At 67.8% G+C, this 13,580-nt stretch carries 11 protein-coding genes and 3 pseudogenes; 4 read left to right on the forward strand and 10 right to left on the reverse strand.

What is annotated here, in order from left to right; genetic code table 11:
- Positions 1–72 precede the first annotated feature (72 nt).
- Together IE294_RS44840 and IE294_RS44845 are read right to left on the reverse strand one after the other, a co-directional pair.
- Positions 73–1,599 carry an aromatic amino acid ammonia-lyase gene (locus IE294_RS44840; RefSeq protein ID WP_189895099.1) on the reverse strand — a complete coding sequence of 509 codons (1,527 nt, stop codon included), beginning with the start codon at positions 1,597–1,599 and terminating at the stop codon, positions 73–75.
- Positions 1,599–2,957, reverse strand: coding sequence for an MFS transporter (locus IE294_RS44845; protein ID WP_189895100.1), 1,359 nt, complete (start codon positions 2,955–2,957; stop codon positions 1,599–1,601). The genes IE294_RS44840 and IE294_RS44845 overlap by 1 nt, the downstream gene beginning before the upstream one ends.
- Positions 2,958–3,403: 446 nt before the next feature.
- On the opposite strand from IE294_RS44845, the gene IE294_RS44850 reads away from it, so the two are divergent.
- A complete protein-coding gene (locus IE294_RS44850) occupies positions 3,404–4,207 on the forward strand; it encodes an IclR family transcriptional regulator (protein ID WP_189895101.1) in 804 nt (267 codons plus the stop codon).
- 6 nt (positions 4,208–4,213) lie between these two features.
- Here the strand turns inward: IE294_RS44850 and IE294_RS44855 are convergent.
- The 3 genes and pseudogenes from IE294_RS44855 to IE294_RS50020 all read right to left on the reverse strand — a co-directional run.
- Positions 4,214–4,547, reverse strand: a pseudogene (locus tag IE294_RS44855) (transposase); the annotation flags it as partial.
- 57 nt (positions 4,548–4,604) lie between these two features.
- Positions 4,605–5,375 (reverse strand): IS21-like element helper ATPase IstB, encoded by a 771-nt coding sequence (gene istB / locus IE294_RS44860; RefSeq protein WP_189895102.1) that lies wholly within the window; start codon positions 5,373–5,375, stop codon positions 4,605–4,607.
- A gap of 108 nt (positions 5,376–5,483) precedes the next feature.
- The gene (locus tag IE294_RS50020) at positions 5,484–5,798 is read right to left on the reverse strand and encodes a Mu transposase domain-containing protein (RefSeq protein ID WP_435858233.1); all 315 of its coding nucleotides are present in this window, start codon (positions 5,796–5,798) and stop codon (positions 5,484–5,486) included.
- Positions 5,799–6,787: 989 nt separating this feature from the next.
- Between IE294_RS50020 and IE294_RS44865 the strand changes: the two genes are divergently transcribed.
- Entirely contained in the window at positions 6,788–7,135 is a 348-nt protein-coding gene (locus IE294_RS44865) for an ANTAR domain-containing protein (RefSeq protein WP_189895103.1), read from the forward strand.
- Between the two features lie 20 nt (positions 7,136–7,155).
- Here the strand turns inward: IE294_RS44865 and IE294_RS44870 are convergent.
- The 5 genes and pseudogenes from IE294_RS44870 to IE294_RS44880 all read right to left on the reverse strand — a co-directional run bounded on the left by IE294_RS44870 (position 7,156) and on the right by IE294_RS44880 (position 10,111).
- Positions 7,156–7,583 (reverse strand): annotated as a pseudogene (locus IE294_RS44870) (ATP-binding protein).
- 107 nt (positions 7,584–7,690) lie between these two features.
- On the reverse strand, positions 7,691–7,843 hold the full coding sequence (locus tag IE294_RS48710; RefSeq protein ID WP_306433551.1) for a hypothetical protein: 153 nt from the start codon (positions 7,841–7,843) through the stop codon (positions 7,691–7,693).
- Positions 7,844–8,009: 166 nt separating this feature from the next.
- Positions 8,010–8,224: pseudogene (locus IE294_RS48715) on the reverse strand (restriction endonuclease); the annotation flags it as partial.
- Positions 8,225–8,500: 276 nt separating this feature from the next.
- Entirely contained in the window at positions 8,501–8,659 is a 159-nt protein-coding gene (locus IE294_RS50025; protein ID WP_373315959.1) for a hypothetical protein, read from the reverse strand.
- 48 nt (positions 8,660–8,707) lie between these two features.
- Positions 8,708–10,111 (reverse strand): HEPN domain-containing protein, encoded by a 1,404-nt coding sequence (locus IE294_RS44880; RefSeq protein ID WP_189895104.1) that lies wholly within the window; start codon positions 10,109–10,111, stop codon positions 8,708–8,710.
- A 1,368-nt stretch (positions 10,112–11,479) separates the two neighbouring features.
- Between IE294_RS44880 and IE294_RS44885 the strand changes: the two genes are divergently transcribed.
- Complete coding sequence (locus tag IE294_RS44885) at positions 11,480–12,259, forward strand: hypothetical protein (RefSeq protein WP_189895105.1); 780 nt, start codon at positions 11,480–11,482, stop codon at positions 12,257–12,259.
- 459 nt (positions 12,260–12,718) lie between these two features.
- Positions 12,719–13,180: a hypothetical protein gene (locus IE294_RS44890; protein ID WP_189895106.1), complete on the forward strand. Its 462-nt coding sequence runs from the start codon at positions 12,719–12,721 to the stop codon at positions 13,178–13,180.
- Positions 13,181–13,580: the final 400 nt, after the last annotated feature.

A 13,580-nucleotide genomic window follows, 5' to 3' on the forward strand; every position in this document is an offset into this window, starting at 1 on the left:
ACTACACTCACCCAAACCGCCCCTGAACAGGGAAAACGTCAAAGTGCTGCTGGAGTACTAGAGACACGTTTTCTACCCAGCAGAGCCTTCGACGTCGAAACGGTGTCCCACCCTGCTGCGATTTGTGGCGACTTCACCGTCCAACGTTGTCCTCGGGGTATCGGCCAGGATGGCAGCCGCCGCCTCGATGTCGGCGGTGAGGTTGCGGTCGGCGATGGAGGGGTCCAGCAGCTGCGCCGCGTGGTCGTGGAAGTCACGCAACTCACCGTCGCCCGCCGGGAGGAGGCCTCGCATCCGCAGCGCGCGAACTGCTGCAACCAGTTCACAGGCGAGTACGAGTCTGAAGTGCTCCACGGACTCCAGCAAGCGCCGGGCGCCGGTCGAGGCGAAGCTCGCATGTTCCTCCACTCCTCGCGATATCACTGCATGGCCGAGTGTCGCCGGCTGCGCCGCGCCGCGCAGTTCGGCCAACGCGGACTGCGCCGCGTACTCGATGATCATTACTCCGCTGCTGCCGTGCTCAGCATCGGCGAGGAAGGGCGGCAGTTTCGTGAAGGCCGGTTCAAGGAGGGTGCCCAGCCGGGTCGTAGAGAGCTGAGCCGTGCTCAGCAGTCCCAGCCGCACCTGGTCAAGGGCCAAGCCCAGCTGGGCCAGATGAAAGCCGCCGTGGTGGTGATAGTCCTCAGCATCGGCGTTTAGCAATGGATTCTCTACGCCAGCGTTGATCTCGACAGCAAGCACTTGGTCCAGTGCGGACCAGGCGTCCAGCGTCGCACCGTGCACCTGCGGCAGGCAGCGCAGACCGAAGGGGTCCTGCACCAGAGGGGAATCCCATTCCGCGGGAGCCAGCAACTCACGCATCCGGGCCGCGAGCCGTTGCGCGCCGGCATGTGGACGGAGGTCGTGCACATATTCGGCATAGGGTTCGGTGGAGCCACGCACTGCGGTCAGGGTCAGCGCGGCGACTAGCGGCACCCGGTCCAACAAGAGTCCCAGATCGGTTGCGGCGAGCGCGGACTGGCCTATGGTGAGCGCGCCACTAGACATCAGGGGCAGTGCGTCCCAGCGGGTCAGCGTCAGCGGTTGAGGAGCGGGTCCGGAGCCACCCCGCCATGGCAGCTCTCCGGCCAGGGTAAGGCCGAGTTCGCCCAAGGCGGAGAGGTCCCCAGTCCCGATCGCACCCAGGGCGTGCACGGTGGGGAGGTGGCCTCGGGTAAGCGCTTCTGTCAGGCGGTCCAGCACGGCGACGTCGACCGCTGCCCCGCCGCGCAGCAGCTGGTTCAGCCGGACCGTGAGCATCGCTCGGGTCTGTTCGTCGGGGACCACCGGTCCGACGCCGCCGCTGTGGCTGCGTAGGAGCTGCATCCCGAAGGTGTCCACCGCGGAGTCTGGAACGCTCGCTGTCCGGTTGGCGCCCACGCCGGTGGTATAGCCGTATACCCGGCGACGAGCGGTGATCCGCTCGGCGGTCTGCCGGGCCTCGCGTACCCGCTCGCGGGCCTTGGTGTCGAGCAGGGGCTGGGCGTGGCCTCGGGCAAGGGAGGTCACTTGGGCGGCGCTGAGCGAACGCCCGTCGAGGGTGAGTTGGATGCGTGCCATCAGTGGTGCCAGTCCTCAGCGGTGAGGGTGTCGCGGGTCTCCGGTGCCCAGGCCAGACTGACCAGCGTGCCGACAAGTAGCACCAGCGCCATACAGCCCATCGACCAGCCCACACCGAGCAGGCTCAGGCTGACCGGAAGGACAAACGTTCCCACTGCCGAGGCAATCCGGCTGGTGCCGTTGAGGAATCCGACGCCGGAGGCGCGCAGTGAGGTGGGGAACAACTCGGCCGGATAAACCTGGGTGATATTGGACGCTCCGGCCATCACAAATGTGTAGATGAGGAAGGGAATCATCAGCACCCAGCCGGAGGCGCTGTTGAAGACGGACATCCCTGCCAGACAGACCGTGAGGATCGCGAAAGTGCCGATGGTGAACGGGCGGCGGCCCATCCGCTGCACCGGCCACAGCCCGATGACGCCACCTAGGAGCAGCGCGAGATTGAGTGTCAGGTTCTGGGCGTTGGCGTCGGATATATGCATGGTGCCGAGAATCTGTGACATGAAGGTGTAGATGGCGAAGTACGGCAGCACTTGGGCGCTGTAGAAGATGACGCCGAACCAAGTCTTGGCCGCCTGGCCGCGGGCGAATAGTTCGCGGTAGCGGGCGGGCGGCGGTTGTTCGGCGGTCGAGATTTGCGCGGCCTCAGCGGTGGCCTCGTACTGTCCCAGGTACCTGCGGCGAATCTCCGCGGCCTCGGCGGCACGGCCGCGGGTGGCGAGCCAGCTCGGCGACTCCGGGATACCGATTCGCAGGAGCAGTACGAGGAGAGCGGGAAGCGCCCCGCTCGCCAGCAACCAGTGCGCGGCGCTACCGCTCATCGGGACATACGTGCCCAGGACGTTGGCCAGGACGTAGCCGATGGTCCATAGCACGGTAAGTGAGCCCAGTAGGACGCCGCGCAGCCGACGGGGGGCGAACTCGGACAGCAGGGTCGGGCCGACGGCGTAGTCCGCGCCCAGACCGAAGCCGATCACGAGGCGCAGCATGAAAAGGATCAGTGGGGTGTTCGCCCAGAACTGGGCCGCGGACGCGATGCCGATCAACACGAAGTTGTAGAGGTAGAGCTTCTGACGCCCGATGACGTCCGCCACCCGCCCGAGCGAGATGCTGCCGAAGAACAGCCCGATGAGCGCGGACGCACCGAGGAGTCCCTGCCAGACGCCAGACAGATGCATGGTCGTGGTGAGCGCTGGCAGGACCGCGCCGATGACGCCGAGGGCATATCCGTCGGAAAAGTTCGCACCGAACGTTGTCGCTGTTACCCGAAGGTGGAAGCCCTTGAGTGGCTCCCTCGGGGCGGTGCGCGACGAGGCGGCCGCGATGCGGTCCCCCTCCGCTTCCGTGCCTGTTGCCATGAACGCCTCCCTGGCAGCTCGTGATGCGGGATGGCCGACAGCATGCATGAAGTTACGCAACCAAACAATGGGTGAATACAAATCTTCACTCGCGGCGCTCGCGTCGCGGCCACCTCGCAGGTGCCGCGAAGTTGCCAGAGGCGAGGTACGAGGTCAGCCCGCCCACTGCCCTGCGCCATGGTCCTCACCTCGGTGAGGGAACGCCGTAGCCCAGGATGCATAGGTCTGCCGGGATGGCGGATCCAGCGGGCCCCGTAGAGCAGCCCGTCGGCTGCAGCCCCAGAGGCGCAAACGCTGCATACTGACCCCCTGAGGTCAACACATCGCCTGTACGATGGGGCGGTCCCCCATCAGTAGCAGCCATCACCGACTCCGCGAAGCAAGCGCTGAATGATCTTCTGTCCCACATGTCCTGCCAAGAGGGGAAAAGGGTGAGTGGACACGCAATGTCATCGAGCACCTCGCCGGCCGTAGGGCGCGCGCTGGACATCCTTATGTACCTCGCGGGCCGCTCCGGTCTAGCTCAGGTTGCGGCACTGGCCCGGGACCTCGGTATCCCGCGGTCCTCCGTCTACCACATCCTCAGGGTCCTGGAGGACCGCGGCTTCGTCACCTATGTCGCCACAGAGCAGGCGTACGGTCTGGGCGTCGCATCCTTCGAGATCGGCTCCGCCTACCTGCGGCACGAGCCCCTGGAACGACTCGCACGCCCTATCCTCCGGGGCCTTTCGCAACGGCTTGGTCAGACGGTTCACCTAGGCATCCTCTACGGCGCGGAGACGGTCTACCTCCTCAAGGAGCGCCCGGCCAGGGGTCGCTCCGGCGAGGACGAAGCGACCCTCGTCACCGATATCGGCGTCCGGCTGCCGGCGCACCTGACGGCCAACGGCCGTGCAATCCTGGCCCATTCCACCGACGCGCAGATCGGTGCACTCTTCCCGCGGCCGGGGAACCTCATCACTCGCACCGGCAAGGGGCCGCGCACGCTGACCGAACTGGCGAGCCTGCTGGCACGCGATCGTGAACGCGGCTGGTCGGAGGAAGTCGAACTGGTCTCCGAGGGATTCCGCTCCATAGGCGTGGCCGCTTTCGACCATAACGAACGGCCCGTAGCAGCGCTGAGCAGCACATGGCGCCAGCACTACCGCCGACACGACGCGTGCCATGTGCGGGAAGTCCTGCAGCAGGGTGCGACACGGCTGACGGCCGCAGTCTCCGGCCGACCCCCTTTGCAGCAGCTAACACAATGAGTGCGGTTACCGGTGGGTGATTAGGCAGCAGGCGAGTTTGAGGAACGCTTCGTGGATGTCTGCTCGTCGTTCCCAGCGCACGCGCCAGCCGGCGGAAGGCGTGGAGCCAGGCAAAGGTCCGCTCGACCAGCCACCGGTGGACGCCGAGGCCGGAGTCGTGCCCGGTGCCGCGCCGTGCGATGGCGGGCATGATGCCGCGGGCGCGGACCTGCTTGCGGTAGCGGTCGTATTCGTAGCCGCGGTCTGCGTAGAGCGTCACCGCTTTGCGGCGGGGCCGGCCGACCCGGCCGCGGATGGGCGGGACGGCATCCAGCAGCGGCAGGAGCTGGGTGACGTCGTTGCTGTCCAGGTACTCCTCTGAATGCACCACCGAGTACGAAGTTATGTGCACCACTGCTCAGGCCACGTCGGAGTCCCGCTCGATGGCCTGGAGACGGTTCTTGAGCCGATAGCTGTTGCCGTTGAGCGAGACGACCTCGCAGTGGTGCAGGAGGCGGTCGAGGATCGCGGTGGCCAGGACCTCGTCGCCGAAGACCTGGCCCCATTCACCGAAGGTCTTGTTCGAGGTCAAGATGATCGAGCCCTTCTCGTAACGCTTGGAAATGACCTGGAAGACCAGGTTCGCCTCGGCCCGTTCCAGCGGCTGGTAGCCCACCTCGTCGACCACGAGGACGCTGGGCCGGAGATAGCTGGTGAGCCTGCTGATCAGCCGACCCTGGTCTTCGGCGGCTTTGAGGTGGCGGACCATGTCGTCGAGGCTGGTGAAGTAGATCGAGTAGCCGGCCCGGCAGGCCGCGACGGCCAGGGCGACGGCGATGTGCGTTTTACCGACCCCGGACGGGCCGAGCGGAGCGGCGTTGGCCTTGTCCTCGACGAAGGAGAGGGTGGCCAGGTCCTTGACCTTGCGCGGGTCGAGGTCGGGCTGGAAGGAGAAAGCGTAGTCCTCCAGCGTCTTGTGGTGTGACAGCTTCGACAGCCGCAGGCCGTTGCGGAAGCGACGATCGTCGCGGACGGCGAGTTCCTCGGACAGCACCAGGTCGAGCAGGTCAAGGCAGCCCATCTTGGCCTCGTCCGCCCGCTGGATGTACTGGTTCAGGGCCTCGGCCAGGTGCGGCAGGCCGAGCTTGGCGGTGGTGGTGCGGATGCGGGTGCTGGTCAGCTCGCTCAACGGGTCTCCTTCGTGAAGAGTTGGCAGTGAAGGGACGGGTGCCGGTCAGCTCGTCGTAGACCGACAGCGGACGGCGGCCGACCTCGACGTTCGCGGCGGCGGCCCGGTTCAGCAGACCCTGCAGCGGTCCGGCGTCGGGCCCGACTGCCTGGCCGCGGCGGGGCGAGGGCAGAGCGTCGCCGGTGGTGACGCGGCGGCTGGCGCCGGTGGGAAGGCCGTCCCAGTGCGTCTCATCACGATGCGAGCGCCTCGGCCAACGGCCCATGGGTGGACGGCCAACAAGGTCTGGCCACCTGTGTCGGGAACGGTTGAGTGTAGGCTGACCTGCGACTTCGTGGCCCGGATCTCGACCAGCTGGCGGGGGCGGACCTTGCGGGCGGGCACCGAGTAGAGGTTCGCGTCGAAGGCGACCAGGCAGTCCATGCCGACATGCCGCAGATGCCGCTGAGTGACCACATGGTAGCGGCCGCGGGACGGTCCGTGACCGCGCGCACGCCGAGCGCACGAGGGGATGGGACTGCGCTTGTTCCGCCCCCCTTTCGCAGGTGGTTCCGGGGCAGGGCGGCGCAGGGACTTCTCCTCCGACACGTGTAACTCTTCCAACAACGACACCGTTCAGGAAGGCCCCTCACCCAGGGCGGGGCCTGCCGGATCACGAACGGCAGCGTCGTCCACTCCGGCGCACAACCCCTGACGGGTGCGCGCCCCGCATCTGGGTGTGCGCCGTTGATGGGCGACTGGAAACATCCCCCATTGGCATGCCAGGCCAGCTCCTCGAACCGTCGCCGACTGAGTACCTGGTCTCGGAGATCGCCACCCGGTCACGCGCACCCTGACCCCGCGGCAGCGGGTGCACCTCGGCCGAGCCAGCGAACTCACCCCATGAGGCCTTCGCCTTCCACACCGATCCCCCCGCCGCGGCACATCAGGCCGGGAGCCGACGCTGAACACGTCCGTACACCGGATCTGCGGCCGGGCTGGGCGGGGCGAGCCCAAGTGGGACGGGTTCCGGGCGGCCGTCGGCATCGACGCGGACCCGGTGGGCTGCGTTCCAGGTGGTGCGGGAAGGGCACGACCCCGGTGGCCGTACCAGCGGCGCCGTGCCGCTTCTGATCTCCGCGCATCGGCCCGCCCATGCGAATAGCCGCGGCCACTGTCACCTGGATGGTGATCCCTGGATCACCCGATCGTGACCCGTGAGGCAGATTTATCTGAGTGTTCCAGAGTGCCCAGCCGTCACCTGGCAACCCGATACGTGGAGGTTGGGAAGCGAGCTTCCCGCGTAGGTCCCCCAGAAACGTGATGCCGGCTGGGGGACTCACGCGTGGTGACGCGCCGCGATCGGATGGATGCTGAAGGGGAACCGGGGCAGGCGGTGAGGGTGCCCTGCTCCCTGCTGTTGTGGTGATGCCATGTCCTCGTCGTCCACGTCTCCGCATCCGCCGTCTTCGCCCGTCTCAGTCGATGAGCTGGTGGCGGAGCTGGAGCGGGTGCGGGCGGAGAACGGACAGCTGCATCAGGCGCTCGCCTCGCACGCGGTGGTCGACCAGGCCATCGGCGTCCTGACCGTCCTGGGCCAGATCCCCCCGGATGACGGATTCACGGTGCTGCGAGAAGTCTCCCAACACACCAACATCAAACTGGTCGCCGTCGCGGAACAGGTCCTCAAGCACGCCCAGGGCGCTGCGCTGCCCGAGGTCCTGCTGGGGGAATTGCACGCGGCTCTGGCCCGTCACGCTGTCGGCAACCGGACCGATTGAGCGGCGGCGGCCGGGCCGTTCTACAGAGGCTGGCGTCCGGAGATGGCGCCGTCGGGGTCGTCGGCCAGGGCGATGCGGGCGGTGATGCGTTTGCCGACCGGCTCGCGCTGTGCTTCGAAGCCCTGGGCGACGGCCATGACGATCTTCAGGCCGTGCTGGCCGACGCGGCCGGCGTCCGCCGCCCGGGCGATCGGCAGAACGGGGTCGGAGTCCCAGACCACGACCTCCACCAGGTCACCGAGGACTCGCAGGTCCAGCAGGATCGGTCCAGGGGCGTACTTGTGGGCGTTGGTGACCAGTTCGCTGACCACCAGCTGGGTGAGGTCCATGGCCCGCTGGGAGACGGGCAGGCCGTGCTCGGCTTGACCCGAGTGAGGAAGCCGGCTGCCAGGTGACGGGCCTGGGCGATGTCCGTACCGTCTCCGACCAGCGCGACGCTGGTTTGTATGACCGGCCTGTCCGGCGCTCGCCGTCTGCCGGCGCCGAGTCTGGTTCCATCACGACCGCCATTCGCTCCCCGTTCACAACTGAACCGCTCCGGAATCGGTGGAGGCTCTATGCGTTGACTCCAGCCGCCGGTTGGGGCTGGAGTTGAGCGTAGTGGTTGGTCTCGTGTTCGTGGGGCGGGATGTCCCCGATAGCTGTGTGGAGGCGCTGGTTGTTGAACCAGTCGTCCCATTCGGCAGTGCAGAGTTCGACGTCGGCCAGGCCGTGCCAGGGCTGTCAGCGGTCACGGAATTCCCTACCCTCGTGGTCACGATTCCCCAGGGGAACGGCGATCGCAGACCGGTGTGCCATACAGGTCGTGGCGGCAGGTACGGATCACCCCGGTTGGTGCGCGGACGGTGTTCTCACGCGTGCTGTGGCGTGGCGTGGGCAGGGCAGCGGCGTGGCGCCGGACGTCGGCGGCCACCGCGCGGGCGTGCCCGGTGAGTTGGAGGGCGATCTGCTCGTAGTCGCGGGGTGCCAGGTCCGGGTTCTTCCACGCGAGGACGGCGGTGACGAGTGCCTCGTGCGGGGCGCGGTCCAGGGGGGGTCGGCATCGATCAGGCCATGGGGGTCGTAGAGCACGACGTGGGTGTCGCTCATCGGGCGGCCGCCGCGTCGTCGTCCTGGTCGTGGTCGCCGGTGGCGGCGTCCGTCTGGACGGCGAGGAAGCGGGCGTAGCCGCGGTCGGCGCGGGCGATCAGCGCCGGGGAGGGCCGACCGAAGGCGGGCGGCTGGAGGCCGCGGTCTTCCGGTGGGGGGCGGCGGGTGTGGGTGCGCTCATGGGCACCGCCTCCGTGTGCTGGGTGCGTCGGTGTCGTTCGACGCTACGGAGGTGACCGCTCCGTCCTCAACGAGATTGCGGGTAATTGCGGACGTTCACTCCAAGGCGTCGATCGCGGCCCGGATGAGCGCGCGGGCGGCGTCGCCGTACACGGCCGTCTCCGCGAGGCTGGCGAACGCCTTCGCGTACCCGGCGCAGCCTTCCCCGTCCGCTCCGGGCGACCGTGAAGCCCCCGGCAGCCTGCTCTGCACCAAGTGGCTGCCGGGGCTTCTCCCTTTGCTGCGGGCGGCTTCCCGCGAGGGTCAGGCGGCGGGGATGTCGGCGGGCCGGTTCCGTGGCGGGGTGGTGGCAAAGAAGTCGCGCAGGGACTGGCCAATGCGGTTTTCGTGGCCTGTGTCCTGGACGGCGACATCGAGCAGGTGCGCGAGGTCCGCGGTGTCGGAAGGGGTCAGAACGAGCCAGCGTAGGAAGACCTGCAGTGTGAGGAGCCGGAGAGTTCGCAGCTCTTTCCGTTTCTCCTCTTCTCTCTGATCCCTGATCACGTCGCCGTGCACATAGCTGGATCGGGCTTTGTAGGCCCGTTGGACGATGTCAATGGCCTCTTTCTGGTGGTCAGGGCCGAGGAAAAGTGCAGACGCGCGGGAGCGAATGTTTTCGGCGATGCCCTCGCGTTTGTCGCGGGGGCTGATCAGCAAGGCTTCCAAAGCGATGACGTAGTCGAGGTGCAGTTCGTCGGCCTCTACCTCCCAGACGCCGTCGTCGTTATAGGTGCGCTGGTAAGCGGCCAAAATGTGCCGGGCTGCGCGTTCGAGTCGCCGGGCGCGCCGGTTCAGGATGCGCCGCTCGTCGGTCACGCCTGCCATGACCGCGTCGATCTTCGCCGAGATGACGGTGCAGAAGTGACCCAGGGCCGGAAGAGATGCTGCGGGAACATGGAAGTCTCCGGTGTCGCGGACCTCAACTTCGTCCTCTCTCCCGTGCCGGCCTTCATAGACCTTGATGGTCGTCGGCACGTCTCTGGGGTTCAGATCGAAGCGGCGTCCGCGCGCGACTGTGAAGACCGAGTCCACCCGGAGAAGTTCACTGTCCCACAGCATCAGGGGAAGGAGCGCCTGCCAGTGCTGGGCTTCCGCACGCGGGCCGGTGAAGTCGAACCAGGTCGGACGACGCGTGACCGGACGGCCGGGATCGTGAACATGGAGAAACGGTGCACCGGTGATCAGGTCGAGGTCATGGCTCCGGCGCTGCAGGACGTTCAGCGCAGGCATCGGGACTATCTGACAGAGCTCGTCCGCGGTGAAGGTCTGCAAGGTGTACCGCCCCAGCGAAATGCGTGTTCCCTGGGGGAAGCTGGCGTTGAGGAACAGCCATCGCTCGGGGACCGGTGCCGGGCCAGTGCAGAAGGTGACGAAGTTGTCCGCGACCTCGGAGACGGGAACCGGCACGCCCTGGGCAATCAGACGTGCCGCCTCGCCCAGTCCGGACTCCTCCAACAGCGTGCGGGCGTTTGGGACCCAGTCTCCGTCGACTTTGGCGTAGAGGTCGGGGTGCTCTTCTCTGGGCGCTGCGGCGGCCACCGCATTCTCCACGTCCTCCCAGTGGGGCTGGAGTATCAGTATCACGATGGACTGGGGTGTCGGTGACAGACCGCCCGCGTACTCGAGCCACGCCAACACGGCCTCACGCAGGGAGAGATGTTTGCTCATACGGTCTAAACGTAACGGCCCCAGTCGTATGTGGGCAGCAGTTTTCCAGCGGTGGAACCAGTAGTGACCGACCATCGTTCGAGTAGCAGTCGACTACTACGTGACTCCGGACTGGCCGGCGGACTGGTAGCGCGTGTACGCCGGGGTGGCCCGGCTGGTGGCTCTCGGCACCGATGTGGCCCACGGCGTCCCGGGCGTCACGGCCGGCGAAACGGACGTCGGCCGGTGGCTGAAGTGGTTACGCGACCACGTGGTCTATGACTCCTTCACCCTGTCAGCTGCCACCGTGTTCCGCGAGGGGGTATCCAGGGCCTGATGGCCGGCACCAGGCAGTTCCCGCGTGCGGGCCCAGACGACGGTGTACTGGGCCACCCGCCGCAGTCTGGGGTTGGTGCGCTGGGAGACCTCCACATGACCCGCAGCCCCTCCGGGTCCAGCTTGCCAGCACTGGCCACGGTGGTCACCAGAGCGACCAGCACCGCCGCGTCGGTCAGCGGCGCGGTGAGCACCGGGCGCCGGTAGACGGCGTAGCCGAGCCCGGCGACGACCAAGGCGCCGACCAGGACCAGCAGCAGGACGACGGGCAGAGCGAACCGCCTCCCGCGTCGAGCGTCACACGCGCGTTTTGAACAGGGTCGGAACAGGCGGCCGGGGCGGTGAAGACGGACACCCGCCGCACCGCAATGATCGGGTGATGACCGACCGCCGCCCGCTGGGCACCGGGCCCGCCGCCGAGACGTCCCGCACACGGGACACCGATCCGCCGGTACCGCGCGCTCCTCTCGCCGGCGAACGCCTTCCGACCGACCCGGCCGCTACCGGTTCCAGGCCGCGCCCGGCCGCCCCCGGACAGTGACCGTACGACCGTGAACCGGCACGGACTGGGCCGGACCCGGTCCACGCCTACCGGCCGCGCTTCTCCCAGCGCTGGTCGGTGAACTTCTGCCCGCACCACTTGCACACGGGGCACTGTGTCTCCCCGTTCAGCGGCACGAAGACGCTTGTCCTCCGCGTCGGCGCGGGCCTCCTGGTCGAGGTAGAGGACGTCGCCGGCGGGGTTGTCGAGCGCGGCCGTCAGCGTCTACTCGCCCGTCCGACCCAGTCGCCGCCGCGCCCGCATCCTGCCCCTGGAGCTGCTCCATGGGTGCTGACCACTGCCTTGTGCCCACCGTGCCAGGGACGGAATCAACTGCACCGCCGGCTCCGGACCGCCGGACGCCCCGCGGTGGTAGGCAGGTGATCACTGCGGTGGTGGGCGCGGGCGCGCAGAACACAGGTGTGTCGTTGCTGACATCTGGTGCCGAATCGGTCCCGGACTCCATGCGAGGCCGATAGGACGGACAGGTCCGGTGACAGCGGAGGGGTGCGATGGACGCGGTACAGGGAGCGGTGTTCGTCCTGGCGGGTGGGCTCATCTGGGTGCTGTGGCGGCGGTACCGGTATCCCGGCAAGTGGACCTTCACCTTCAGCCTGCGCTACGAGAGCGAGCGAGAGCATCTGGCCGAGGCCCGGAGAAGACTGCGCGACATCAAGCAGGAGGCACACCGGCAGGAGTCCAAAGCGCAGGCCGAGTTAGACACGCACAGGGCCAGCTATGAGCGGAAGGTGCACGTGTTGGAGCAGCGGATCGCCGCTCTGCACAACCCCGGGCTCGGCGACCGGCTGGACCAGCTCGGGGAGCTGACCTTGTTCGAGCATATCGTTCTGGTGGAGTCCGCAGACGAACGGAAGCCGATTCCGCTGGCCGAGCTCGATGTGCGCTTTGATACCGGGCAGCGCAACCACTCCGTCTACCTCACCCAGCCCGACCAACAGGTACACCGGGCGAAATACCCGCATTATCCGGCGACGGAGGAACAGGAGCAGCGTTTCGACGAGGACCAGGTGCGCGACTTCGCTGTCCGGATCCAAAACACAGTCGCGCGGGAGAATGCCTTCCGGGCTGATCTCCCGCAGCAACTGGCACAGGCACAGCAGGAACTGAAACGCGCCCGGGACGACACGGTTTCCAAGGACGAGGCCGACGCCCGCCTGTCCCAGCTACGGGCCCGCCACCGCGATGATCCGCGGCTGAAGGAAGCACAGGAGGCGCTGGAGCGCGCGCGTGAACGCTGGCAAGCTCTCACCGGACATCTTCCACCAGCCTAGTAGGGCTTCTGCCCGTTATCGGATGTGGCAGCAGCCCGCCCAGTGGCCCGTCGGCCCGTCCGGCCGGAGCGGACTGTCTGAAAGTATTCGAAGAACACCTGGATCACCGCAATCCGGATGCATGCCCTCAAGGCGCCGTGCTTTCGGGCCGTCGGCTACGTCGGACGTCGGTACCCGCTCGGTCGGCGGCGGCAGTCCCCACCCGCACCCGGGCGACGGGCACCGGCGGCCGCCGTCAGACATGACGACGGGTTGCACTGCCTTCTACAGGTTTGGTTTTCGGCTCTCGTGTGACGCCGGCCTTGAAGAACCTCTCCGCCGTGACCGCATCGTGATCAACCGGAGGGGGGAGAGTTCTCCCCCGTCGGCGCCGGACTCTGTCCACAGGGCCGCGATCCGAGCATCGGTTCTGAGCCGCCGCGATCAGCGGGGCGGCCACCCGTACGTTGAGGAGCCGACATGCCCGACACCACGCCGCTCACACCGATGACCCCGCACGAGGCCATCAGCGCCTTCAGCTACCTCCGGGCCGTCCAGGCCTACGACGTCGACGCCGCCCGCGAGTTCGCCAGCGCCGAACCGCGGATGCCCGAGCTGCTCGTCGACGTCGCCGAACGCATCGTCGTCCCGGTCACCGCGCTGCCCGGCCCGGAGGCCGGCGAGCCGTGCGCGGACACCTTCGCCCTGGAGGCCCTCGGACGCGTCTTCGTCACCTCGCTGCGGATCTGGGCGCAGGCCGGCCCGGACACGGCCGAGAGCATCGCCTGCGCCGTCATCGACCTCGCGCAGCAATTCCTCACCGAGGACCACGAAGACGTCGCCGACACCCTGCGCCAACTGGAGGCCGCCGGCATGGGCCAGGCCCTCCATGCGCACCCCGCACCGACCGGTGCGCACCCGGTGCGCCTCACTGCCGTGTAGTGCGCGCGCCGCGCGGTGGTGGTGCGCACCGCGATGGACAGCGCGGCGCGCGCACCACCGCACCGCGCTGTCCATCGCGGTGCGCGCCACCGGTGCCGGCGCACCCCGCACCAGGCGTGCTACGGGCGGCGGGCTCCTATATCACGCACCCCCTTGACCGCGGTCTGATCGGCTGCTGGAGGGCGCTGTGGCAAGGAGAAATGGGCCAGGTAGCAAAGGTGGTCAAGGGGGTGCGCGTCCAGGTAGCTGACCTGGACAACCCTCGTCTCACCGCTGCGCCCCCTGAGCGGCAGCGTCTCTGGCTTGGGCGCCGTGCCGGTATCGGCTCCGTCCCTGCCTGGGCCACATGGACTTGAGTGCTCGCTCGGGCCGCAGAGTCCAGGACGGGGTAGCGGCGAGG

The organism is Streptomyces canarius (assembly GCF_014650735.1).
GTDB classification, from domain to species: domain Bacteria; phylum Actinomycetota; class Actinomycetes; order Streptomycetales; family Streptomycetaceae; genus Streptomyces; species Streptomyces olivaceoviridis.

Bases quoted from the DNA above. Each gene is read 5' to 3' on its own strand.
- IE294_RS44840 (WP_189895099.1), bottom strand. From the start codon at position 1,599: ATGGCACGCATCCAACTCACCCTCGACGGGCGTTCGCTCAGCGCCGCC.
- IE294_RS44845 (WP_189895100.1), bottom strand. From the start codon at position 2,957: ATGGCAACAGGCACGGAAGCGGAGGGGGACCGCATCGCGGCCGCCTCG.
- IE294_RS44850 (WP_189895101.1), top strand. From the start codon at position 3,404: ATGTCATCGAGCACCTCGCCGGCCGTAGGGCGCGCGCTGGACATCCTT.
- IE294_RS50020 (WP_435858233.1), bottom strand. From the start codon at position 5,798: ATGGACTGCCTGGTCGCCTTCGACGCGAACCTCTACTCGGTGCCCGCC.
- IE294_RS44865 (WP_189895103.1), top strand. From the start codon at position 6,788: ATGTCCTCGTCGTCCACGTCTCCGCATCCGCCGTCTTCGCCCGTCTCA.
- IE294_RS44880 (WP_189895104.1), bottom strand. From the start codon at position 10,111: ATGAGCAAACATCTCTCCCTGCGTGAGGCCGTGTTGGCGTGGCTCGAG.
- IE294_RS44885 (WP_189895105.1), top strand. From the start codon at position 11,480: ATGGACGCGGTACAGGGAGCGGTGTTCGTCCTGGCGGGTGGGCTCATC.
- IE294_RS44890 (WP_189895106.1), top strand. From the start codon at position 12,719: ATGCCCGACACCACGCCGCTCACACCGATGACCCCGCACGAGGCCATC.